The organism is Shewanella sp. SM69, from assembly GCF_025653985.1.
In the GTDB taxonomy this organism is placed as follows: domain Bacteria; phylum Pseudomonadota; class Gammaproteobacteria; order Enterobacterales; family Shewanellaceae; genus Shewanella; species Shewanella oncorhynchi.
In genome coordinates this window covers 147,615-172,192 of record NZ_JAKKRV010000009.1, presented here as the reverse complement: position 1 = coordinate 172,192, position 24,578 = coordinate 147,615, and the positions used below count along the sequence as shown (strand labels likewise).

Sequence of the window (24,578 nt, the reverse complement as noted above, 5' to 3'; positions counted from 1 at the left end):
GATGGTACAGGTTGGGAATGCACTCACACAGAACAGCTAAATGTGTGAGTCATGAAATTGGCTTATATCTCAAGAAAAAACTTAGATTCAAATGGTTGTTTCATATTGACTCTGCAATACTATCTATAATTAAGGTAAATACGGGCTCAGCTGCGACTTAAGATAATGATATCGTTGCAGATAGAAATCATTTAAATTATCTTCTTTTACAATAAGCCAGGTAACACTAGCCTCGGTATATTCATTTAACTTATAATGACACAAAGAAATGTTGAGAATAGTTTCATCTAGATCATTTGTCGGGAAAGTCTTTAATATGTTTAGCACTTCCAAAGCTTTTTTAAATTGCCCTTTTTCCAAAAAAATGGCAGCTAGACATCCTGGGCCTCGATGATCATACGGATTTAAACCAACATAGGCAGAAAAAACAATCTCAGCTTCCTTAAATTGGAAGTCAGTATAAAACTTAACCCCTAATTCATAAATTGATTTTAGTTGAGTTATTGTGATTTTCTGCGACTTACGCATAGCTGCAATATCTTTTTCAATGACTGTGCCACTCAATAGCTCAAAAAAGTCATCACAGGTTTCACCTGGGCGTATTGTATTTTTTTTCATATAAATTCAATCCAATTTTAACGGTTATTTTACCCGCCGCTGAGTTCGATATCTGTATCCTTGGCGACTTGTAAGATAAAGGCATCAAGTCTAGTTGAAGATTTTACTGCTAATATGGATTCTGGCAGTGATATACCTAGTCTTAAAGCCCAAATGATGGCATGACGTGGATTGTGAATAGCCAATAATGCTACTCCAAGTTTTTGGGTGCACATATTTTTTGACACATTAGAATCGAGTTTAATTCCTAGTGTACTTGACCAGAGATATTGACTTTGATTGAGATATTGCTTGCTCAGCAGCCAAGAGCGATCACTCGCGTCACCTTTGCGAGCTTGGTATATGACTACGCTACCCAATACTTTCACTAAAGCAGTAATTTTTGAACGTCTAGGTGTAAACCATACCTGTACCTCACTCTCGGTTAGTGATGTAAGCACACTATATTGATCCGGGGAAAGTCGCCGATTGACCAGTAAATAATGTAAGTATGTTTGATGAAGTTTTTTATACTTTTTCATTACCCGTATTCTGAAAAAAATAACTGACAGTTAATGTATCCAACTCTGAAACTAAGCCTTTCAAAAAACGCTCAATATTCAACTTATTTTCACGTTCGATTTCATCAAAGCTAAAAATAATAACCGAGACTCGCTTATTTTTTTCCCCAGTGACGATAACACTGCTCCGTAGCACATTGGGAATAACACTAATTTTGTTATATATTTCGCGGCTCTCAAGCAAGTTTCCCTTCACTATCTCTAACTTACTCAAGCTAGCAAATTTTGACTCAAGCAGATCATTTAGATCTTCTCGTTCAAAATAGAAATTGAATTTTGTTAACACTTCTCTCGCCTGAGCTAAGTGATCTTTATCAACATAGACAAGATGACGATCCTTACTAATAGATAAAGAAGCGGAAACCTGATATCGGGCCAGCAGAACAACCACTTTATTAGCTGCATCAGCGGAATCAAAATTGGCAACTTCTACTCGGCCCTGATCATTACATCCAAAGAGTACAAGAAAAACTATCCAGTACAGTTTTTTCATCACTGGGCCTTCATGACATCATTTATTGCAGTGGCAGACTTCGAAGCAATTTTAGTTACTGTTTCCTGATACATGCTGTAATGAAATACCGATTGTTGTAAGGCCAACGTATCCTGCAAGGTAATCGTTTTGCCATCATTTATCTTCTGTAAATTATTCATAATCTCTTGAAAACCTTCACCAATATTATTAAAGGTATCTTCAAATACAGAAGGTTGTATCGCTTGTACATTAAGATCTACCATTTCTAAACAACTCTTTAAATCAATACGCTTCACAATGTTTGATATTTAACCGCTGCTATCGTTAGCAAGCAAATGAACAAACTGGAATCAAAGTGAAAAAACACGAGTTTAAAAATAACTTTTTAATACAATGAGTTAATTAATAGCCCCCGAGTTATTAGTTAAACTCCTAACCCGTCATATCCAAATATATGCGCTTTAGGAAAGTATTTATCGGCTTCAGTTTTACGCTTTACCCAAAACTTCAACACCTTTCCTTCTCTAAGTAAGTCATTTGTAGTCGAACAGCTTCGCTATGGCCTACAACATAAATATTCTTAATACTTTATCGGGTAGACAATTGATTGCTAAAAGGGCTATAGATGACACCATTAGTCACATGACGAACACGCGTTGCATTGGATTTAGAATCAATAGCCACTTTTTCAGTGCATTATGGAGCCAGCTTAGTCGGATATACTGGAGACAGTTGATGAACAGATAATAATGAAAGAACATTAAAATTAACTAAATCATTCCTCTTGAATCATCAACTGCAGAAATTTCATTCCTGAATAATGATGTAAATTACTGGCTAGACTTTGATATATGCAACCATGTTATTGAACAGTTTCAGCTTACCGGCCAACACTCGTTCTACATTAGCGATATCTGCGGAAAACTCTGTCACTACTGTTAATTTCTCTTTCTTTATATTGAAAAAAACGTCTTCATCAGACATGAGACTCTCTATTATTTTAGGTGCTTTATTTTTAAGCATGCGTTGATCACGCAAGGGGATTTCAATAAAAGTTTGCAATGTTCTATCATTTATATAAACAAATATCTCTTCTCCGCCATTCAATTCGATTGCGATAGGATCATCACCCTCGATGCGAGATAATAAGCTTGGTGACACATTAAAATCATCTACGAGTGTTTTATAAACAATTTCTCTGAGTTTTTTCATAATACCTTCCGTTTAAAAGTTAATATTTAACTATTCAATGTTAGAGTTGCCCAAAAAGCAGATGGAATTGATCATAAATCCCACCGCCAACTTGTGTAAGTAAAACGATAAATACAACTAATTTAGCCGCCATAGGTAAGCCTGGATCTTGCACACTAAACACAGTTTGCAACAGACCGACAATAACTCCCGTGACGACAAAACTAAGCGAAAAAATAATAATCGCACTCTTGAGAATGTCTAAGCATGCCGCTGTGACATCAATGACGGTCATAATAATCCTCAAGAAAGTTAGTCACTTTGTTATCCTCAAACTGGAATACGTAGTACTTATTGCGAAAAAATACTCGATAGGTGTTCAATTGCGCATATTGGGTAAAATACTCGGGTGCGATTTGGTAATGCAGCATCAACGAAGACAATACAGGTTGGACAGTCATGCCTGCACTCACAGCTCCAATCGCCACAAGTTTAGAACCTAGACTTGGTAATTCCATCTGAGTTACTAAAACTGAAGATTTTTCCTCAATAAAAACCTTATTTATGTGCTGACCTCCCTCCTTTACTTCTAAATTTGAATGAACTGGTACAAAAGCTTTAATAACCGGGTCTTCTTTCTTCTCTCCGGCGGATAAGCCTTTATTAGCATTCGATTCTCGCTGTACTCGAGTCAAAACAGGTACATTAGAGTGAGCAACTGTTAATTCTGATTGCTTTTGAAGATTCACTCCAGACTCCCCCTCCATAGCCGCCAACCGACTTATTGGTGGTGATTTAATTGGTGACGACTGAGTAGGTTGAGGCACTGCCGCCATAGACTGGGGTGGTGTCGTCAGTGAGCGCGTAGCCTGTTCTGAATTCACAACTGGTTGCTCTACTATCAAGGATTTGCCAACCAGCGTCGTTGACACTTGAGCATTCGCTCCAGACTCTCGTCCGATAACAGCGGACGGCTGACTTATTAGTGGCGACTTAATTGGTGACGACTGAGTGGGTTGAAGCACTGCCGCCATAGACTGGGGTGGTGTCGTCAGTGAGCGTGTAGCCTGTTCTGAATTCACAACTGGTTGCCCTACTATCAAGGATTTACCAACCAGCGTCGTTGACACTTGAGCATTTGCTCCAGACTCTCGTCCGATAACAGCGGGCGGCTGACTTATTAGTGGCGACTTAATTGGTGACGACTGAGTCGGTTGAGGCACTGCCGCAATAGATTGAGGTAATCGCGTCTGTGAGCGCGTAGCCTGTTCTGAATTCACAACTGGTTGCCCTACTATCAAGGATTTGCCAACCAGCGTCGTTGACACTTGAGCATTCGCTACTGACTCAAACCCCATTGCCGTAGTAGGTTGCTTTATTAGTGACGACTTGAGTAATGGCTGAGAAAGTTCAGACTTTGCCCTCAGAGGGAGCGTAATCTTATCCGCACCTACTGTTGACTGAGCTGTGTTCAAAGACTTGCTGACTGGCACCGTTGAAGATGACACCTGGGTATTCATCGCAACCTCATCAGTGTTGCTCACTTTTAACTGAGATTGAACATGATTCGCTACTGGTATTGCACGTCTAGGCCGCTGCAAATTAGCCACATTTGCCAATGGTTCACTGGTCTCGAGTTTAAGCCGACTGCCACTAACTGCATCAGACGAATGGATTCTGATAGCTTTACTCGCCGAAAATATATGCTGCCGAAGTGGTACATAAGCCGTGACAGGTACAACATGCCCCCAAATAAAACCCTCTTCTTGCTCAGCCTCATGGCTTTTAATGGCCTCCTTTTCACCATCAAATGTTGATGTATCATGAGAAGAAGCCTGCCGTTTTGATAGATTCAAAAGCTGTTCAAATTCGCTCTCTACTGGGCTCAAACAGGCTATTTGGGCAACTGGGGCAAGTCTATCCATCTTTGTCATTTTGTCACTCATCTCTTAACTGTTCTTGGATCTCAGCTAAAGCGTCCTTTCGTTTTTCTTGCCTTCGCTTTTCAGCGATAACAAGGGCAATCTCGGCTGCTAATTCATTAGCATTTTGCTGGGTCACAGACGCATCGAAGAATAAAGACTCGATATGAGACTTAACGCTTTCTCTTCGCTGAAACAAACGAGAAAGCCCATTTAATTCGTCTTTAACGACTAGACTTTTTAACTTTTGTTGCTCATTGGCGATTAATGCCCATGAGGCCTCTATCGAATCCAATAGCTCTTGATGCTTCAAATTTAGTTTGGCTAATTTACGTTGTTGCTTGCCAATTCTGATGTCAACTACATCAATAAGTTGACCAAATTCGATCCATTGCTTGGAGGGTTTCTTCATATTCGACCCCGTCGTAACCTTGCTTCAAAAACTCCATGATATATGGGAAGCGCTCTATCGCTTCGTCGGTCGCCAAATCGTTACCTTTCTCGTACTCACCGACTCGGATTAACAATTCAACATTAAAATAGCGATACACCATATCTTTGAACTTTTCAGAAAGACTTACATATTGAGGATCCTGAACTTTATTTTGTAGACGGCTCTTACTCTTTAGTACATCAATAGCAGGATAACGGCCAGTAGAAGCAATTGTCGTTGAGTAGACCAAATGTCCATCAATCAGTGACTTAACTTCATGTGCAATAGGATCTTCATCAATTTCTTTTTCAATCAATACCGTAAAAATTCCAGTCACAGAGCCATGAATAGAGTTACCACAATTCTCTACCAGTCGTGACAGTGCCAAAGAGACTCCGATCGGAATTCCGCCCTCGATGGGAGTACCATCTAACATGGCTTGTGCACGTGCAAAACGTGTCAATGAATCGAAATAGAGCACCACTTTCTTGCCCTGAGCCATGTAATGCCGAGCAATAGATACAGCGACTAAACCCGATCTCACTTTCTCCAACGGATTTGCTTCGGATGTAGACACTATAGTGATCGATTTTTGAATCACAGCAGGACCAATCTCCCCCTCCAAAAACTCAACCACCTCCCTTGCACGCTCACCAATCATGGCGAAAATCACCACATCGGCATCCATGTTATTTGCCATGATCGAAACCGTAGTAGTTTTGCCAGCACCTGCGGGGGCAAATAGGCCCAAACGCTGCCCTACTCCAATGGTGAATAAGCCATCAATAATTTTAATTTTTGTTGGAAAGACAGTGTCGATTGGTGCGCGAATATTAAGCGGTATAGGCTTATCGATAATGGGTAAATCATAGTAATCACCCTCACAGCCCAAATATTGTTCACCATACAATGACTCACCATAGCAATTAATGACCTTACCAATAAGAGCGGTTTCATTCAGCGGGAAACAGAAGCGCCGCGGGGTAATTTCAACTTTACTTCCCCGTTGAATAGCCCCAGGCTGAAGCAACTTAATTTCTACTCTTTTACCAGTAATTTTCATTATCTCACCACGAATGCGCTCATTAGCGACTGTGATAATGAAGCACTCCTGCCCCACAAAAGTATTTATACTGACATGACAAATCACTGTATCTTGATAAGATTCTTTAACCTTAAAAAAATGTTTGATCATGACTAGATAACCTTAAATGACACTGATACGTAACGTTTATATTTACGTTTAGTTTCCTTCTTACTCTTAAATAATTCACCTAACCAAGGAATACTTGAAAGGATAGGGACACCACTCTCGACACTATCAGTCACTGTATTGTCAAATCCTCCAAGAATAACGGTCTGCCCTGGTTCAATATAGACTTCTGATGTCAAAGATTGAGAGTTAACTCTAGGCGCCTGAGTCGCTCCGCCCTCTGTCTTATCATCACTCAGTGACTCTTCTATATAGCTAAATTTCGCCTGCACTTTTCCTGATGGCAATAAACGGCCAGTGACATACAAACTATTTTCGGCCTCAATTTTTTGAGTTGATACTTGCTTATCAGATATAAGTACAACTGTAGCCGTTTCTTTTTTACCAAAATGCCCTTGCTGGTTCTCTAAGACTAAGAGATTAGTTTCATATACTCCTCTAGCCATATTATTAGTATACAAAGCTTGAAAATTTTTGAAAAAATCTACTGTATCCGTAAAGGGAGGAACGATAATATCGTACAGACCTCGACTGCCATTCAACCATGAACTATTAACACCTAGTGCTTCAGTTCGCTCTACCGAAACGTCATAAACCCGAAGGAAAAATAGCAACTGCTGCCGTTTAACATCAATAAGAGTGGCAATACGCTTAGCTAACTGGATCTCCTCAGGGGTACCACGAACTAGCAATGCATTACTTCCAGGTAATACCTGGACTTTAGAGGTAAACTCATCCTCTTCAAGCTGTTGTTTATCATTTTGGTTAAGTTTTAGTTTATAAGCGCGCTTAACCATTTCGCCATCGCTAATATTCTCAAACTGACCAATTTTCTCAATTGCCGAAGAGATTAAAGACTGCGCACCAGGAAAAATAACATTACCATCATATGAATCAATTTGGCGATCCATAACAGATATATAATCAAACTCGATCCGTGCCAATTCCAAATTATTACCATTCTCTAAAAACTGATTTTTATCAATCATATTAGAGTAGACAACAACGTCATTAACAAACTTACGCGTTCCTGAAATAAAGATAGAGTTGCCACTGCCCACGAGTTCAATTTTCGTCGTATTATTGGCTCTGAACGTACTCTTTAATTCTTTAAGCAGGCTAGCTGGCGTAATATTTCTTGGTTTAAATGCATGATTTATATAAGCCTGACCAGAGTGAACCGTTAGTGTTCCGCCATATACATACCAATCAAAATCATAAACATCAGAAAGCTGGTCCAACAAATCGAGACCGTCACCAGAGAGTGTTTGAGTAATAGGCTGTTTAGCCTTTTTTTCTTCAATATCATCAACTAACTTTAGCTGCATATCCTTAGCGATTGCCGCCAATGCACCTTTCAAATCGATATCAGACTGCTTGATAAATACCTTTGCCTGACAAGTAAATGCCGTAAACAAAAAGAAAATAAGTAAGATTCTAGACTTCATCAAGTATCTCCTTCATACGTTCCTGACTGACTTTCATTTGTCTGATACTTTGATTAATAATGGCTTGCTCTACTATTTTCATCGTAAACTCTTCTTCAGTAACATAATCATTTTGCTTACTAGCGTGTACTTTTACTTGGCTATCGGAAAATTGTTCACTTAAATGTACTTCACCAGCAGCTTTGAGTTCTGACTCAAACTGAAGGGCATCCTTTTCTGAAGTGGTTTTAATTTGCTGACTATTCAATGTGACATTCAATAAATTAATGTTACTCATACCCTGCCTTTTTCATTATTTGTTTAAAAACATAAAACTGATCTTGTAACAGCCATAGGTTAAGAATAATAATCATGGTGATAGCTTTAATATCTGCTGTTGTACTAATAGATAAAGAAGCTTTTTTGAAAAAAAGGTCAACATAGCCACAACAAATAGTAATACACAACAACAGAACCATGTATTTACCAGTCACCATAGCCATCATAGTTAAGCTATCAGTGATGTAAAAATACAAAGTATCAAAACCAACATTAGCACCTTGTTCAATATTCTCTGAGATCACCGCCAGCAAAGGTCTAAAAACCACACCAGAGTCCAAGGCATACATCAAAAACATCAAAGAGCTAATCTTAGATAGCGCTTCAGACTCATCAGTAAAACGTTTATCTTGTACAGACTGTTCGTTAAGCAATAATAACTGTTGTATAACACTGCCAACCATACCACTGAGCCAATAAGGTACAGATGAAAACATAGCAAAAATAATAACGCTTAATACCCAAAAAGGAGTTGGAATATTTCCTAAATCACTATAATCTATAACAATTGCAAGTCCAACAGCAATAGCAAGTGCCGTCGAATTATCAAGATAAAGACGTGTTGGATTATAAATTTTTAAAAATAAAAATAATCCTGCAAATAACAGCCAGTTAGGAAATAAAAGCATGTCCATATCACTGGAGCGCTCTAAATAAAATAGTCCAACTATCAGAAAAATAAAATACTGCGAGTTTTACAGGTGTCGATATTACCGTCGGTGATAACATAGTCATACCGACACCACTGAGAATCACGGCAATTAAAAAATCAATACTCACAAATATCATGTATAGCTTTAGGCCAAACTCGAAACCTTGATACAAATCTAAAATCAGATTACCAAGAAAATATTTTAGTGTATCACTCCCTGAGTCAAAATTAAGTGGGATGTCAATAATGCCAGTTAGTTCATTAGTTTTACGCTGCGCCCTCGCCAACAGTTCAGGGAAAAACTCAAATACATTGCTGACCAGATAATACATAGTCACTTGTTCTGGCTTTTTATCCTCAAATAGGGAGGATGATTGCAAGACGTCAGGGTCTATTCCTCCATTAATCTGCTCAATAAAATATGGCTTAACCCTCTCTAATCCGGGTTTTATATCAGGCCAAATACTATTAAGCGCCATTAATGCCGCAAGTAAATTCACTACTATTGTAGGTGGAATTTGTTGTGTACCCACCGCATTTTTAATGATGTTAAGTACAATATTATATTTAACATATCCAGAGAAACAGATAAAAAAGACGGTAGACAACAAGATCAGAGTCAGGAGCAAAATTAAATTTGCTCCTGAAAATGCATTATCTGGATTCAATAATTGCAACATCTATAGCACTCTCTATTGCCCATAATGCATTATAAAATTAAAATTAAAGTTAAATGTTTCTTGCCGCTGCAGAAATAGAGTCTTTAATTGATTTTAATGTAGTGGTTGAGGTTTGAGCGGTAATGCTTTGATCTGCCATTAACTGTTGTAGAGATAAAGAATCAGATGCACTCAAAATAAGTGTACCATCTTTATCTGGTGTAAATTTTCCATCTTTATCAACACTTCCAGTATGATCGGTAATGAATGTACTGACCTTATCGTCGGCATTATTAACTAAACCGCCAAAAACACCACTTATATACCCAGTTGATAATTGTTGAGCCATTTAATACATCCCTAGTTATTCATACGTTTATTTCTAATGCTTAACATGCCTACTTATACTTAACATGCCTACTTAATTTTACATACATGCACAAACTTCTAGATAGCTCTAGAATGCGCAAAATATAAGCCATCTGCGCCAGGCCAAGCCAGTGAAAACTTCTGATAAAACACGGAAAAAGCTCATTAAAAGCACAATCAGCTAATGTATTAATTTATCCTTGGCGCTTTGCGCGTCTGTTGAACACGGCCAAAAGCCACTGATTAATATGGTTTTTTAAAAAATCAAATTACCGTAAATCACAATGACCTGTATCTTCTGAACCTTTAAGCTGTAAGCCGCGCCGAACATTCTGCATAGATATTATCTCTTCCCATACATTTAAGTTAAATCAAGCTGCATGACTTATAGTCATTTATATGTTGAATCGACAATTTAAACTCATAAGACTTGCATGGTAACCTTTGCCTTAATATTTCATAAACAATCTTACAATTATATCTAACTAAATATACTAATATTCACTATAAATATTGCAATTAAAATTTTAGGTGTCTATGTCTCTTGTTCCAATTTCAATACGATCTAATCTTGGATTAAGTGTTTCATCGATCGAATTGAGTAATCTTGAAAATATAGATGTAAAAAGCATTAATAAAGTCGACATTTCTCGGTTAGACAAAACATTATTAGTAACAAAAAAGCCTGTTAAACGGGAAAAAGTTATAATATTGAAGGATAAAATTAGTGATGCAAAATATGGTCGAATTTTTGATGTAAAACGAGAAGAAACAAAAAATGAAGTATCAACACTTAGTACTAAAGGATTAACGAAAAGTGTATTAAAAGCATTCAATAAAGATAAACGGCTTGCAAGCATCATTCATAAGACTAATGATAAAACGATTGGCCAATCTGCTATCATTAGAGATTTCCAGCTCGTAGGGGTTAAGCTGACCACTCTCCCTAGCAATTATCGAGAATTATTTGAATTCATAAGAGCAAGCTTCTCAGATAATAGTGTGGTTGATGGCATTTTCAAAAAATATGAAAATCGTGGTCAACTTGATGAAGCTTTAAAACCTAACGCGACTAAAAAAATTCTCTCGATACTTTTTCATTACCACAAAATCAACAACTGCTTGCCAATCATTTCGGTGGATGTCTTGATGTCACTTGGGATCAATCGAGCATACTGAAGAATATTCAAGTAGGTAAAGATGGGCTATGTTCAACGCTCGCCATAAAATGGTGTGCTGACAAACATCAGGGTGTTCACTTTTTTAATGATATGGACACAAAAGAGGGTTTAGAAGAAGTTGTTAACCTAAAAATAAACAAAGAAGTAGCATCATATTTGCAATCTAGTGGGTTAGCTGTCTCGGAAAATGAAACAAACCTTAATATAAAAAAGGCAGGTTTCCATTTATTGGGTCTTTCTCCCAAAAATAAAGGTTATGGACATGAAGTCGCAGCATTTATCGACGACCAAGCGAAACAGTACAAATATTTCGATCCTAATCTTGGAGAGTTTTCTTTTTCAACGTCAGAAAAAATGAAGTCATTTATTCTGACTTCATCGACCAGAATATATACAGACTTAAAGCTGGATCAAGACTTAATATTAACTGCAGTTGAAGAAAATAATTAGCATAGCTCCGAACATTTCTCTGATTTCCCAGTAAAATCCACTTTTCAAAGAAGGAGGTCGTCATTGCGACCTCCACTATCTGCAACTCTTAATGGAGAAATATTAAGCTAGCCTTTTTCACTTCAATTGGTTGCTCGCAGCTTTATAGTGAGGATATTGAGTAACCATTCACTTCCCGACCATTTTTGTCCAGCCGTTTAACACTAACCAATACCCAATGACTATTCAAATTAATGAGTTTTATTTATTATAATCAACATAACGTTGACCATAATAATAAGGACCATGTTGTTGCTTAAACTCACGAACCTCCCTAGAGCGTTCGCTATTGCTCCTCGTTAATCCTATCTGTTTTGCATCAATAGGCAGATAGTCATATCTTCCATGTGAATTTTTGACTTTCATAAAATTATCAGGCTTTACATCAAAAGGTCTAAAACCTGCTTGTTCCATCATAACCAGCACTGAATATGGAATTTTTTCATGATTATCTAGATGCTTTGCACCTGGTATTTTTTGAAAAGTAAACACTCTTACTCGTGGAGAGCCACATACTCTATCATCCCTCATAGTAATAAGGTCATTGTTCGCAAAAATTGCATACTTACCATCATAGAAATTATGATTACGATATACATCATTTACTCTTAAGTCGGCATTAGTTAACGCTCCCCACGTACTATCTTGTTTAAAGATCTTATACCCTCTCCCTGTTTTTTTATCGATAAATACTTCTCGATTTGTCCCCTCAAATTTTTCATATTTTCCCGCCTTAGCCTCCTCTTTTAATTGAGATATTGTTTCTGGATGACGGATGTTTATTGAGTCAACATGACTTGACAGTGCTAGATGCAATGGCAGAACTTCATGCTGCAGTTGTGGCTTCAACCTTGGTCTTGGTAGTAGTAGTTTTTGTGGTGTAGCTAGCTTAGCTAAAAATGTGGCTATTACTTCCCTTTTTTGTATATTCAGGCTCCTTATCAAAGTTTGCTTTAAGCGTAAAATATCCACATTACGAACACTTTTTACATCCAACTTTTTTAATTCACTCGATGATATATTTAACCCAAGCTTTTCTCGAAGGGAAGGAATTATAATAAGTGACATATACACCTCTAAATTTGTTGATGAAAAGCACACCATCTTCCACGAAGAATGCAATCAATGACTATGCAAAATATACATTAATATTATTCTCATACTACAAATGGCTTTAGTTTATAAATATAAAAACATTAACCACATCTTAAATAACATCTGCAATAAAAAACCACTTTTAAAAGTGGTTTTTTATTAACACTGAGACATTGTGATATCAATTAATGCCAGAGACTAACTCATTACCTACGATAAGTCGTTGCCATCAAGTCTGTGATTTTTTTATCTGCATCAGAAATGGCACTCTTTAAACTACTATACATTTCATCATGCTTCATAATTTTATCATTTTTATCCAATACACCTTTATTTATTAGCATATTGGCTATATATGCCCCCTGTATCACTTCAGGTAAACTATGATGCACAGGCTGCTTTACGCTATCACCAACTAAGTGGTCTAAGCATACATCAAGCACTTGTTCGAAATTAAATGTAGCATTGGTGGCACGACAGAGTTTAGCTGTCTGAATGGTATAATGCAGAGCATTTCCAGATACACCTGCAGTGAAACCCTCCATATCAGGACGGCTGAAATTATCGATATTGAGGTTTACAGCTAAATCAAGTATATCTTGGCCTAACGTATCGATATTATTTTGATACATTTTTTCGTTAGGCTTAAAATCAAAATGTAACCCCCCAGAAGCTAAAATCCCCTCATTAAATAAGCCACTTTTACTTTTACTGGAATCGACAGGGTCCCGCATAATACCTTGCAAGGCACCACCAAAAAGCTGACCTAAATTAACTGGCTCACCTTTTTCACTCATAAATGCGTTTAATGCATAGGTTTCATGGAGCTTAGCGCTTGGTCTATCTAAAAGGCTGCTAGGAAAGCCAAAATTCTCAACTAATATCTTATTATTTCTTGCTTCAGTTTCATTTTTAACAACCGCAGCATCACCAGGAAACTCTAACACTAAATTTTCTGGTTTCAAGAGTTTGTTTGTATAAAGGTTATTACCTTGAGTGTCCTTCAATGCATCTTTAGTTAATTTTTCAAATAAGTGTTTCTCTTCACTTTCATTCAATTTTTCATTTTTTGATAATTTGTCTCTGATTGTGTTCAAACGTTCAGATAACTCACTTTGATTAGAATTCATAAACCCATCAAAACATACTGATAACCGTGAAAAGATCTCTGCTTTATGCACTAATGTAAATTGATCAGATGTCACTTTGACAGGCTTACTTTGATCGCATTGAAGAAAGTTTTTCACATATACCTTCTTCCCACTTAGATCTACATCATCTGTTGCCGTATTAAGAATATTAGTTAAACTAGATGCCATTGCATCGAGAGCCCGTTCAGAAGCAGTACTTTTACCATTTATTAATTTATTTTTAATTAAAGAAGAAAAAATTTCACTGCCGCTTTTTAGTTCTACTTTTACTTTTTGGTAAGGTTTTGGACTCAACAATTTACTTAAAGAAACAATGGGATCTTTATTCTCAATGTGGGAAATTTTTTTGACATCTAAATCAATATTTTTTTTATCCATGATTTCAGATGTTTCAGTCTGTCCGCATGCAGCTAGTTTGTTTAATGAAAGCATAATATCTCCTAGAGGTTAAGCTTTAATTATCCATCATCCTGCACATCAATATCACCAGATTACTTATGAAAAAATCCGTAAAAAATAACTATCACCGAACGACATGTATAACAACCAACAGTCGCGCTTATACCAAGATGTAAAAGTGACTTTAAAGGAGCAAAAAAAGCCTTATCCTTGGCTCAAATCTCTGTAGAGAAGCCCATAAATTATAGAATACTAGTAGAATATTTAAGACAATCTTGCGTATGATTTCATTTCGTTTCAAGGTTGAATTTGAACGTGAAAAATTACACTAAAAATCTTTTAGATTGAATCAACTATTATTTTAAAAACAAAAGTCAACCAATATGAATCTTGGCACGCATAAGTTTAAATTTACGTGAAATATAATTTTAAAAAAACTTATTGAAAACGACTATTGCTCCTACTGTTAACATAGATGCAAGAAGAGCAGAGAAAAAACATACCAATAAAAAATATATATTTCTCATTGGTATGTCAGTACGAATTGATAAATTTCGTTCGATTGAATATGGAGAAACATTGATATTACTTAAGGATTCTTTACGACTCTGCTTAATATTCTTTATCTCAAAAATCGGATATTCCTCTTCAATTAAAACGCCTGAAACACTTTCATCCAGAATCAGTATATAACCTTCTTTAGAAATGGTTTTTATTTCGCACGCTAAGTTATCAAATTGCGCAAGAGATTTTCTTAAATTAGAAATGGCTTTGATCAATGATGTTTCACTCACGAAAACCTTACCCCAAACTTTTTCTTGTATATACTCCTTACCTACAACTTCATTTACATGATCACATAGTAGTTTTAATATTACAGCCTCACGTCCACCTATGCTAACTACATTATCCTCAGTGCTAACCTGTCTTTTAAGCACATCAAAAACCATCTGATTTCCTAACGCATAGTTTCTTGCCATTGCTATTCCTCCTAAGAATTACTCGTTCATCACAAAATTAACTCAGAGTTACATTGTGGTCTTTTTTTCAGAATAAAGTAATAAAAAATCGCCAAAAAAAGATGAATTAACCAGAAAAAAATCGAAAAAAACACACTCAAAAAACAAGGTGCGGACCTTTTGCAGCTTTGAAAACAATGGAAAAACAAACGAAACCAAATGTATCAAGCTGCCGAATGTAAATACTAATTATTAAGATTACAGTACATTGTGCTGATATGCTTAGAAGGTGATAAGGAACTACGGGAACCACAGAGAATATAACTAACAAAAACCTAAATATTCATACTTTAAAATATGACACACTTTATTATACTCACCTTAATTATTTTAAATTAAAAATTTACCTTTAGGAAAGTTTAGTGTTGAAACTTAATTTATTAATGTGTACACATATGTTTATGTTTACAAATCTATATACATTAAGTCATAAGCCAGGCCCAAAATATCTACTTAGACCCGACTTACTATTTTTAGCTTAACTGTTAGAATAACCCAGTTTTAATTGTAATGTTTTTATTAACTCACTCTGTTTTTTGACCAAAGCCTCCTGTCCTAAAAAGGTAAAGTCTTCAAATCCAGTTTTCATATGAATCGATAGAAATCTTGATATATCTGCTTTAAGACTGTCGGCTCCATGGATGTTTGCCATGAATTGCTTTTCCAATTTTGCCTGCGCATCTTTACCATTCTTAGTAGCGAATCCTTCCATAAAAGGCATTTCTGTAAGAACTTTGAGTGCTGACTGACGGTAATTGCTACCTAGTAAATTCAATTTTTCTTCATTTGTCGTCAGTTGATTGGCTGTGCGACGAGCCCCATCTAAAATGGCTTCCCCTTTTTTCATCTCAATGGCGCCACGGCTACTATCCGAGCGGAAAAGCCGTGTTTTTCCTGAATCGAGGCGACTCATCGTTTCAGTGGCAACACCTTTACGCTGCGTCTGGAAAGGCTGATCAGACACAACATCGGCTCGCTTCCATAGATCAGGAAAACGTTTCACTTCGGCCCAATAACTTGAAATCGATTTAGACTGCCCGTTCATTGCCGCCTCTAACGCATCAATATCCGCATACTGCCCATATTGATCGAGTAAAATGCCTTCCCAATTAACCTCCATAGCATTGACAACATAATCACTAATTTGTTGGCAGAGCAACTCTCTATTAGCTTGATTCATATTGGGCGCTGTTTTAAGTAATTCATCAGAGTAGAGTTCATCCATGGGCTCATTTTTTGTTGCAGGTGCCTGAACATCGTCATTTTTGATTCCAGTAACTGCTTTTTTAAGGTTGTTTTTATTGAAACCTGTAATTGCATTTAGCAAAGCGTCCTTTCCTCCACCTGACGGCGCAACCACGTCACTTGCCATCGCACCTACTGGCAGGATCGGAGCCGGTGGCGGCAAAGGTGGCGGTGGCGGTGGCGGTGGCGGTGGCAATGTACCACTTGCCATAGTTAATGCGACAGGAGGCTGAATATCTCCTTGCACTGTGGATGGTGCAGTACTTTGGCTGGATAAAACCATCCGAGCGTCTTGCATTTTTTTCAATACTTCTTGTAAAAATGAAGTATCGGCATTGGGCGTCACAGGTCGCGCTTTCTGATCTGCCGTTACCGATCGCAACTCAACGCCATCACGAATCGCTTGCATTAATGACAGTCTAGAATCCGCATTTTGCTTCGGCGCTGTAACTGCCATTTTGGCAACTTGGGCTGGTTTGGCTAACTGAAGCGGTTTATTCGCAACTGACTTTTCTTTGCCATTCTTCGAGCGAGATTTAAGACGGATAGATTGAAACAGCGATAAAAAACGCTTTTTTATACTAGGCCTATTACTCACCTGCTTAATCTCGAGTTTATCAGTTGCGGCGTTACTGACGCCCTCACTCTTGATATCTGATGAAGGTGGATTGATGATGTGATTGGAAATTGGCATCCGGTACTCCTCTGATCATAGGCTCACTAATGTTATAAATGTGTGAGCAATTAACTATCTACTCCATCACTATATAAATAAGTAGAAGAGGGACACACAGACTTTGTCTGAAATATTCTGAGTAAAAGTGGAATGACTTAATCACTCTGTTTATTTAGACAAGTAAAAGTAATCACTAGTTAGTTAAAAATTAGGATTGTGCAAGTAAATTAATCATTTTTTATTCATCATTTGCCATTAACCATTAATAAAATTTTCATTTATTTTAGTATTAATATTCCATTCAGAGATTTGATAATGCCGATTCATACAAGCAATTATTCTAATTTTTCCAGCTATAAAAGCTACAATCAATTCGCAGCTATACCTAACACGCTCAATATCGTAAAACTTTCCCAACGTAGAGCTGATACGCTAAAGCCTGTGAAAACGATAAGTTCATTCGCAGAGATCAACAATGTCAAAAAATCTCTCCATCGAGTGAAAATCGAAGCGGCTCAGCTAATACAAAAAAGTTATCGCTCTTATCAACAAAAAAAAGCTGAAAAAGAGCTCAATACAGTAGGTATTAAATCACTCACAAATGCTAAGGCAGGACGTAGCTACTTCTATAATGCACAAACCGAATTAGTCGCAAAAACACCGACTAAGTTTCAACCTGCTGGGAAAGGAACCTTCAAACAGTTAGTACGCCAAGATAGTCAATTTGTGCAATTACATATTCATAATGACACGTTTGATATAGATAAAAATAAATACAACCAATTAGCAATGAACCAACTTAGATCGCATCCTTCAATTTGTCCTTCTATTTATGTAAACGATTCGACCATGATTGCCCATAATGGTGGCATTGAAGTAGCGCAATTAATTGAACAAGGGGACAAGATTCCCTTAATTCACTTTAAATCACTCTTAGAAGATTTATGTTCCTTACATAGCGAGGAGATATTCCTGCACGATATTAAACCTGAAAATCTAACCTATAAAGGCAGCCATGTGCATCATATTGATGTGGAAAATCTGGTCGCGGCGGATTATAACGATGGCGATAATGGTATTGTCTGCACGCCAGAGTACACCACAGCGCATTTAACAAATGCGATTTTAAACGGGGATCCACTCGCAGACCAAAACCACGATAACTACGCCATTTTATTGAGCATGATTGAAGCCACTAGCGGTGACTTCTTCCCAAATGCCCCAGTTGTAAACCCACAACGTATTTTCGGGCTCATGGGTAAGGATCTAATAAGAGCTCAAGGCTGGATACAAGAGCACATCAAGCCTGAGTACCAAGCGACAGCAGGAGCATTACTTAAGTGTCCAGGAACCAATAGCGATTCAACGCCCTTAATCGATATGATTAATTGGAAATAAACTGTCTCAAACCGCTTGTAACAATAAGCGATTGGAGCTCTATTTCCATAGATGGCTCCATAACCACTTTTTATGGTTATGGAGCTGACAACGGTTCTTAAGTCAGTGATGGTTTTAAGAGCTGAACATGCAAATAGTACATTCATCAAAGTATGTGTACTATTTTTACCCACTAAATCATCTCTGTGCATAATGGCTTTTAAATCACCTCTTTTGCTGATGCCAATTTAGTTACAATTTCAGCTATAGCGTGAATAAACGCGAGTATTCCCATGCAATTTCATTTGCTTAGTATTAACATTGGGCAATCAATGTCAGCATTTATCGCATTCAAGTTACTAAGGTGAGCTAGTCGCCTTGGTTGAATGCGGCTATATTAGGCAGATTCGTTTTCAATTTCAGCCAGTTGGTTAATCTTAACTGTTTCTCATCAGTAGAATAAGCACCAATCTGAGCAATTAAAGGACATCCCATGGGACAAGAAACCTCGAAAATCCTCGTCGTCGATGATGATATGCGCCTGCGAGCGTTACTCGAGCGTTACCTGATGGAGCAAGGTTATCAGGTGCGCAGCGCGGCCAATGCCGAGCAGATGGACCGCCTATTAGAACGTGAAAACTTCCATTTACTCGTGCTCGACTTGATGTTGCCCGGTGAAGATGGCCTGTCTATCTGTCGCAGGCTGCGCCAGCAAGGTAACCCTATTCCTATCGTGATGCTGACGGCCAAGGGCGATGAAGTCGACCGCATTATTGGTTTAGAGTTGGGCGCTGACGATTATCTGCCAAAACCTTTCAATCCACGGGAATTACTTGCGCGGATCAAAGCCGTGATGCGTCGCCAAACCCAAGATGTGCCCGGTGCGCCAGCCCAGCAGGAAGCACAGATTAGCTTCGGTGAGTTCTCGCTGGATTTAGCGACCCGTGAGATGTACCACGGCGACGAATCCATCGCACTCACTAGCGGTGAGTTTGCCGTACTTAAAGTGCTCGTCACCCATCCACGCGAGCCCTTGTCTCGGGATAAGTTGATGAACCTCGCCCGTGGCCGCGATTATTCGGCGCTAGAACGCTCCATCGACGTGCAAGTATCACGTCTGCGCCGCTTAATCGAAAAAGATCCCGCGAATCCTCGCTACATTCAAACGGTTTGGGGTTTAGGTTATGTGTTTGTACCCGATGGTGCTGCGCGTCGATGAGCCGCGCTGCCATCTTAATCTCCTGCGGTTATTGAGCCCACGATGAAACCTAAGTTTTGGTGGCGGTTTGTTCCTCGCAGCGCATTTAGTCAAACCGTGATGCTGATTGGTTGTCTATTACTGATCAATCAGCTGGTGTCTTACGTCACGGTCGCCGTCTATGTACTTAAGCCAAGTTATCAACAAATCAATCAGTTAATCGCTCGCCAAGTCAAATTACTGTTTGTCGACGGCATAGATATTGGCCGCGAACACTTAACCATAGTCGATGCCCTTAATGCCAAAGTCCACGACGATGGCATGAAAATCTACAATCAACAGCAAGCGCATGAAGCGGGTATTGAGCAAGCCACTTACTATGGTTTCTGGTCATCGCAGATGTCGGAATATCTTGGCGGCGATGCTGAAGTCCGCGTCACCCATGGCAGCGTATTACAGATTTGGATCCGTCCACCACAGGCGCCCTCTATTTGGATAAAAGTGCCACTTATCGGCCAAAATGTTTCAGATCTTTCGCCACTCACCCTTTATTTAATGGTGATTGGCGCACTCAGTGTCGCTGGGGGATGGTGGTTTGCTCGCCAGCAAAACCGCCCACTTAGGCGACTACAAAAAGCCGCGATTTCAGTCTCCCGCGGTGAATTTCCCGACCCCTTGCCGCTAAAAGGTTCGAGTGAAATTGTCGAAGTTACCAATGCTTTCAACCAGATGGCACACAGCATGAAGCAACTGGAGCAGGACAGAGCGCTATTGATGGCGGGGATCTCCCACGACTTGCGCACGCCACTCACCCGTATTCGCCTCGCCTCAGAGATGATGGTTGAGGAAGATCAATATCTTAAAGATGGCATAGTCAACGATATCGAAGATATGGACGCCATCATTAGCCAGTTTATTGCGTATATTCGCCAAGATCAGGAAACCAGCCGTGAGCTAGGTCAAATCAATAAACTCATTCAAGATGTCGCTCAAGCAGAAGCCAATCGCGCCGGTGAAATAGAAGTGGTGTTAACTGACTGCCCCGAAGCCCAATTCCAAGCGATTGCCATCAAGCGGGTACTGAGTAACTTAGTCGAAAATGCCTTTCGCTATGGTTCTGGCTGGATCCGCATTAGCTCACAGTTCGATGGCAAGCGTGTCGGTTTTAGCGTTGAAGATAACGGCCCAGGGATCGATGAGTCGCAAATTACCAAATTATTTCAACCCTTTACCCAAGGTGATATCGCCCGTGGTAGTGTTGGTTCGGGCCTAGGCCTCGCCATTATCAAACGGATTATAGATAGACACCAAGGGCAAATTACCCTCTCCAACCGCGCCGAAGGCGGTTTAAAAGCCCAAGTGTGGCTGCCGCTGGAATAACGCGAGATCACATATTTGCAAATCAAATGACAACGCTGACATCCAAGTGAGCACTTGTCATATTAATGTCACCTTAAATTCATAAACTCAGAACAGTTACTGGCTCTGACCATTATGAAGATTGCAAAATGAAAATTTCAACGCTGTCGCTTTCTGCTTCTGCCCTGTTGTTATTGCTCGCGGGATTGCTAGCAGCCGTAGTGCTGTGGAGCAGTGATCAGCGGCAACAAATTGAGCAGCAAACACTTACATTACAAGCTATTCAGCAGGATTTTCTCGTCGGTGTACGCCGCGATCTCGATGGCTATTTAGCCAGTGGCAACGCTAGCCAACTTGAACAAGCGAAAACCAAACTCAGCGCCATTAAGAACCAGCTCACGCAGCTTAACCTCGCAGCCATGGGCGCTACCGACAATGACTTGCAAGCCAGCCTAAGCAACTTCATTCAAGATTTAGATACCAAGTACCGCGCCGCGGGTAAACTCGCAGGCAATCCTAGGCAACTGCTCGCCCACGCCGAATCTGAAATGCTCGACTACAACCGTCGTCTGGGCAGCTATGCCGATAAAGGCTTAGCCACAAATGCGGCGGTCGCCGAACAATATCTGCAATTGAGCCGCGATTTACCTTCTATCGTCTACCAACTTTCCCAGCTGACCGATGGTTATCTGATCGGTAAAAATCAGCAGCTCAAGGGTATTTTAGACAGCACCAGCAAAGAGCTAAATACGTGGCACGACTCCCTCAGCGCACTGCCGTTAATCGGCGTATATGAACAGCAAGAAGCAGATGAATTTGCACTCGGTGCCAGCGAACCGGAACAAATTGAAATAGGCGAGAGTGACCGCAGTGAACTGCTCAGTCTCGCCAATCGATACAACAAAGAAGTCGCCAATACCCACCAATTACTGCAAACCAACCAAGAGATGCAAGATCAACTCATTCAAGCGATTAGCAATGTGGAACAACAGCTTATTGGTTTAGGTGAGGCTCAGGCAGCAAAGAACCAGCAGCTGAAATATGAGTTACAGCTAATCCTCTACACCATGGTTTCCATCATGGCCTTGTTTGCGATTGGTTATTTAATCCTGCAGCAAAATCGTGTCGTCAAACCGCTAAAACGTCTCAACCAAGCTTTTATGAAATTAAGCGAATCGAACAGCCGCGAGCGTTTAGATATTAATCGTCGCTGCGAGACGGGCCAAATCGCAGGTCATTTCAACCAGTTACTGCACAGGTTTGAACAGGAAGACGAGGCACAGCGCCAGCAAATCACGAAGGTTTCTCAATCATTAAGCCAACTGGTAGCGCGCATTACTCAGCTATCACAACACACAGAGCACACCCAAACGATTGTGGCCGATACGCAAACACAGACCGAGCATATCCGCAGCCTCGCCAATGAGGTGAGCCACACTTCGGCACTCGTGGAAGACAGCGCAGCCGAAACCATGCGCCAAATGCAGTCGAGTCAAGCACAAGCAGAGGCGGTATTGAGCGCGACCGAGCAAACACAAACCGCGGTCGGTCTGTGCCATTCGTCCCTTGAAAGCCTAAATAACTCAGTGACGGATGTATCGAAAATCATTGATGTGATTGGCAATATTGCCGAGCAAACTAACTTACTCGCCCTTAATGCTGCCATCGAAGCTGCGCGGGCTGGCGAGCAAGGTCGCGGCTTTGCCGTGGTGGCCGATGAAGTGCGTAATTTAAGCCAACGCACCCAAGTGTCTTTGAATGAGATCGTGAAAATTCTGCAACAACTTACCCAATCAAATCATGCTCTCAGTGAGAGTGTCGATGGCATAGCACAGGCCACCAGCAGCCAGAAACTGCGTGCTCAGAGTCTGTGGCAAGTGGCGCAAACAGTGCAAAACCAAGCAAGTGAAATGGCTAATACCGCCAAACAAGGCTCGCTCAATGCCAAAGAGCAAGTCGATTATCTCGATGAATTTGTTCGCACTATGGATAGTTTAAAAGAACAAGCGCAAACCAGTTCACTGCAGAGTGAGGTCATCGCCCAAGAAGTACAGCAGAGTGTAGAAGATATTGAAACCAGCTTGGGGATTGGGCAAAGCCAAATAAACCGTGCGGCCTAAAACCGCACGTTTATTCACTTAATTTCTCTATTTGTGTTTAATCGTCGATTCGACAATTGTGGATATTAGAGCCATCGAACTGACATTCGACATCAACCCATTTGCCTTCAAATGGCGTTAATGAAGCATCAGTCGCTTGATAGCCCCACAAGGTCTTTTGCATCACTAAACCCGACAAATCAAGTTCATTGCTTCGCACTTCAAGATCAACTTCTTTCACTAACCACTGGTTGTCTGCGAGTTCAACACCTTCTATTTGAATCCATTTTTGGTCAAGTGTCGCTAAGGTTAAACCGTCATCGAATTGAGTTCTGGCATCAATATCAAATGTAAATCCATTAATTTGTAGCTGATTATTGGTAGTCAGTGTCGCCAGACCTTCTAGCTCGAACTTTTTACCTAAGGTTGGAGGTATTCCACCATTATCATGTGATGTTTCAAATTCAACTTCTCTGGCCCATAAACCCTGCGGCATAGATTGAATATCTACATCGACTAGCTTGCCTTCAACCAAGTTAGCTTGCTTGCCATCTTCAAATTGAGTATTTGTAGTGACATAGAGTCGAGTACGGGCATTCAGCTCAAACTGCGTTTTATCTTGGTTGACCCAAGTAATAGTCCCTTCTAGCTCCATATCGTTAAAAGACGCCGTATCTTCCACTTCGACTTCAGAGGCCAAAAATGAAGCACCACTTTGCTGGCCTTCCACTTCAACCCATGCGCCTTCCTGTAAGCTGCCTTCTAAACGTGCGTTGGCATAATCAATCACTGCCGAACCGATATTGAATTGTTGCGTGGCCTTGTTTAATCCAGAGACACGTCCCTCAATTTCAGCAAACGCAAAATTGGGGATAAGGTTTATAGAATTAACCTGCCATTCTCCCATTACCGTTGGATAACCATTTACCGCAACCCAATCGCCTACTTTATACTGAGTCGCGTCCGCTGGTTTAACGATTAAATTAATCCCATTAACGGCAATAGTATTTTGATTAACGGAACTGATTTCACCCACAAGGCTTGGATCTAATATGACATTTTTAGCCTGTTGGCCTTCATTATCAATTTTGACCCTCATCCCCATTTGAATGGCATTAACCGCTAACGGCTGTTGACCATAGTGAATCTTAGCATTAGCGATATTGACGTTATATCCATTGACCGTAATCGAATTATTGTCAGAAGCAATATTTGTTACTGTACCGTTAATTTTTGCGGGTAACGTAGGTTGTGGAACGATAGGATCGGGTTTAGAGGTATCTGTTGATGAATCATTACCACCGCAACCTGCCAGCAAAATGGCCGTAATACAGACTAAGAGTTTATTCATTTTCTTCCCTATTTTGTCTTGTTAAATCAGTGCTGGGCATCTTAGTATGAAGATCGTCAAGCAAATGTGAAGAAATGAATT

The 24,578-nt window shown here is 39.6% G+C and carries 25 protein-coding genes; 6 read left to right on the top strand and 19 right to left on the bottom strand.

Annotation, left to right across the window (positions count from 1 at the left end; all coding sequences use genetic code 11):
- Positions 1-129 precede the first annotated feature (129 nt).
- From L5M37_RS13870 to L5M37_RS13805, 14 genes are all read right to left on the bottom strand, one after another.
- Positions 130-618 carry a tetratricopeptide repeat protein gene (locus tag L5M37_RS13870; protein ID WP_173248278.1) on the bottom strand — a complete coding sequence of 163 codons (489 nt, stop codon included), beginning with the start codon at positions 616-618 and terminating at the stop codon, positions 130-132.
- A gap of 29 nt (positions 619-647) precedes the next feature.
- The gene (locus L5M37_RS13865; RefSeq protein WP_263162472.1) at positions 648-1,139 is read right to left on the bottom strand and encodes a regulator; all 492 of its coding nucleotides are present in this window, start codon (positions 1,137-1,139) and stop codon (positions 648-650) included.
- Positions 1,126-1,671, bottom strand: coding sequence for a type III secretion protein (locus L5M37_RS13860; RefSeq protein WP_173248282.1), 546 nt, complete (start codon positions 1,669-1,671; stop codon positions 1,126-1,128). Before L5M37_RS13860 ends, L5M37_RS13865 begins: the two co-directional genes overlap by 14 nt.
- Positions 1,671-1,916 (bottom strand): type III secretion system inner rod subunit SctI, encoded by a 246-nt coding sequence (sctI, locus tag L5M37_RS13855; RefSeq protein WP_006079534.1) that lies wholly within the window; start codon positions 1,914-1,916, stop codon positions 1,671-1,673. The genes L5M37_RS13860 and sctI overlap by 1 nt, the downstream gene beginning before the upstream one ends.
- A 574-nt stretch (positions 1,917-2,490) precedes the next feature.
- Complete coding sequence (locus L5M37_RS13850) at positions 2,491-2,865, bottom strand: hypothetical protein (RefSeq protein WP_173248284.1); 375 nt, start codon at positions 2,863-2,865, stop codon at positions 2,491-2,493.
- A 40-nt stretch (positions 2,866-2,905) separates the two neighbouring features.
- A complete protein-coding gene (locus tag L5M37_RS13845; protein WP_173248286.1) occupies positions 2,906-3,139 on the bottom strand; it encodes a flagellar biosynthetic protein FliQ in 234 nt (77 codons plus the stop codon).
- Entirely contained in the window at positions 3,126-4,778 is a 1,653-nt protein-coding gene (locus L5M37_RS13840) for a hypothetical protein (RefSeq protein WP_263162477.1), read from the bottom strand. The genes L5M37_RS13845 and L5M37_RS13840 overlap by 14 nt, the downstream gene beginning before the upstream one ends.
- Before the next feature lie 4 nt (positions 4,779-4,782).
- Positions 4,783-5,178, bottom strand: a complete 396-nt coding sequence (locus L5M37_RS13835; RefSeq protein WP_173497860.1) for a hypothetical protein — start codon at positions 5,176-5,178, stop codon at positions 4,783-4,785.
- A complete protein-coding gene (gene vscN2 / locus L5M37_RS13830) occupies positions 5,132-6,394 on the bottom strand; it encodes a type III secretion system ATPase VscN2 (RefSeq protein WP_263200855.1) in 1,263 nt (420 codons plus the stop codon). The genes L5M37_RS13835 and vscN2 overlap by 47 nt, the downstream gene beginning before the upstream one ends.
- A gap of 2 nt (positions 6,395-6,396) precedes the next feature.
- Complete coding sequence (locus tag L5M37_RS13825; protein WP_263200854.1) at positions 6,397-7,860, bottom strand: secretin N-terminal domain-containing protein; 1,464 nt, start codon at positions 7,858-7,860, stop codon at positions 6,397-6,399.
- On the bottom strand, positions 7,850-8,137 hold the full coding sequence (locus L5M37_RS13820) for a hypothetical protein (RefSeq protein ID WP_173248293.1): 288 nt from the start codon (positions 8,135-8,137) through the stop codon (positions 7,850-7,852). Before L5M37_RS13820 ends, L5M37_RS13825 begins: the two co-directional genes overlap by 11 nt.
- Complete coding sequence (locus L5M37_RS13815) at positions 8,130-8,807, bottom strand: type III secretion system apparatus protein VscT2 (protein WP_263200853.1); 678 nt, start codon at positions 8,805-8,807, stop codon at positions 8,130-8,132. The genes L5M37_RS13820 and L5M37_RS13815 overlap by 8 nt, the downstream gene beginning before the upstream one ends.
- A gap of 7 nt (positions 8,808-8,814) precedes the next feature.
- Positions 8,815-9,510, bottom strand: coding sequence for an EscR/YscR/HrcR family type III secretion system export apparatus protein (locus tag L5M37_RS13810; protein ID WP_168826332.1), 696 nt, complete (start codon positions 9,508-9,510; stop codon positions 8,815-8,817).
- Positions 9,511-9,559: 49 nt separating this feature from the next.
- Positions 9,560-9,838 (bottom strand): hypothetical protein, encoded by a 279-nt coding sequence (locus L5M37_RS13805; protein WP_014620520.1) that lies wholly within the window; start codon positions 9,836-9,838, stop codon positions 9,560-9,562.
- Positions 9,839-10,395: 557 nt separating this feature from the next.
- Here L5M37_RS13805 and L5M37_RS13800 point away from each other — a divergent pair.
- Together L5M37_RS13800 and L5M37_RS13795 are read left to right on the top strand one after the other, a co-directional pair.
- Complete coding sequence (locus L5M37_RS13800; protein WP_263200852.1) at positions 10,396-11,037, top strand: hypothetical protein; 642 nt, start codon at positions 10,396-10,398, stop codon at positions 11,035-11,037.
- Between the two features lie 92 nt (positions 11,038-11,129).
- On the top strand, positions 11,130-11,489 hold the full coding sequence (locus tag L5M37_RS13795) for a C58 family peptidase (protein ID WP_263200851.1): 360 nt from the start codon (positions 11,130-11,132) through the stop codon (positions 11,487-11,489).
- A 240-nt stretch (positions 11,490-11,729) separates the two neighbouring features.
- Here L5M37_RS13795 and L5M37_RS13790 read toward each other — a convergent pair whose 3' ends face one another.
- From L5M37_RS13790 to L5M37_RS13775, 4 genes are all read right to left on the bottom strand, one after another.
- Entirely contained in the window at positions 11,730-12,596 is an 867-nt protein-coding gene (locus L5M37_RS13790; protein ID WP_168826328.1) for a hypothetical protein, read from the bottom strand.
- Between the two features lie 233 nt (positions 12,597-12,829).
- Positions 12,830-14,206, bottom strand: coding sequence for a hypothetical protein (locus L5M37_RS13785; RefSeq protein WP_263200849.1), 1,377 nt, complete (start codon positions 14,204-14,206; stop codon positions 12,830-12,832).
- A 395-nt stretch (positions 14,207-14,601) separates the two neighbouring features.
- Positions 14,602-15,153, bottom strand: coding sequence for a transcriptional regulator (locus L5M37_RS13780; protein WP_263200847.1), 552 nt, complete (start codon positions 15,151-15,153; stop codon positions 14,602-14,604).
- A gap of 517 nt (positions 15,154-15,670) precedes the next feature.
- Entirely contained in the window at positions 15,671-17,131 is a 1,461-nt protein-coding gene (locus L5M37_RS13775) for a WH2 domain-containing protein (RefSeq protein ID WP_263200846.1), read from the bottom strand.
- 297 nt (positions 17,132-17,428) lie between these two features.
- On the opposite strand from L5M37_RS13775, the gene L5M37_RS13770 reads away from it, so the two are divergent.
- The 4 genes from L5M37_RS13770 to L5M37_RS13755 all read left to right on the top strand — a co-directional run bounded on the left by L5M37_RS13770 (position 17,429) and on the right by L5M37_RS13755 (position 23,167).
- Entirely contained in the window at positions 17,429-18,511 is a 1,083-nt protein-coding gene (locus L5M37_RS13770) for a hypothetical protein (protein WP_168826321.1), read from the top strand.
- 472 nt (positions 18,512-18,983) lie between these two features.
- A complete protein-coding gene (gene ompR / locus L5M37_RS13765) occupies positions 18,984-19,709 on the top strand; it encodes a two-component system response regulator OmpR (protein WP_006079507.1) in 726 nt (241 codons plus the stop codon).
- Between the two features lie 42 nt (positions 19,710-19,751).
- The gene (gene envZ / locus L5M37_RS13760; protein ID WP_173497854.1) at positions 19,752-21,068 is read left to right on the top strand and encodes a two-component system sensor histidine kinase EnvZ; all 1,317 of its coding nucleotides are present in this window, start codon (positions 19,752-19,754) and stop codon (positions 21,066-21,068) included.
- A gap of 128 nt (positions 21,069-21,196) precedes the next feature.
- Positions 21,197-23,167 carry a methyl-accepting chemotaxis protein gene (locus L5M37_RS13755; RefSeq protein WP_263200844.1) on the top strand — a complete coding sequence of 657 codons (1,971 nt, stop codon included), beginning with the start codon at positions 21,197-21,199 and terminating at the stop codon, positions 23,165-23,167.
- Positions 23,168-23,204: 37 nt separating this feature from the next.
- Here the strand turns inward: L5M37_RS13755 and L5M37_RS13750 are convergent, their stop codons facing one another.
- The gene (locus L5M37_RS13750; protein WP_263200843.1) at positions 23,205-24,497 is read right to left on the bottom strand and encodes a DUF5666 domain-containing protein; all 1,293 of its coding nucleotides are present in this window, start codon (positions 24,495-24,497) and stop codon (positions 23,205-23,207) included.
- Positions 24,498-24,578: the final 81 nt, after the last annotated feature.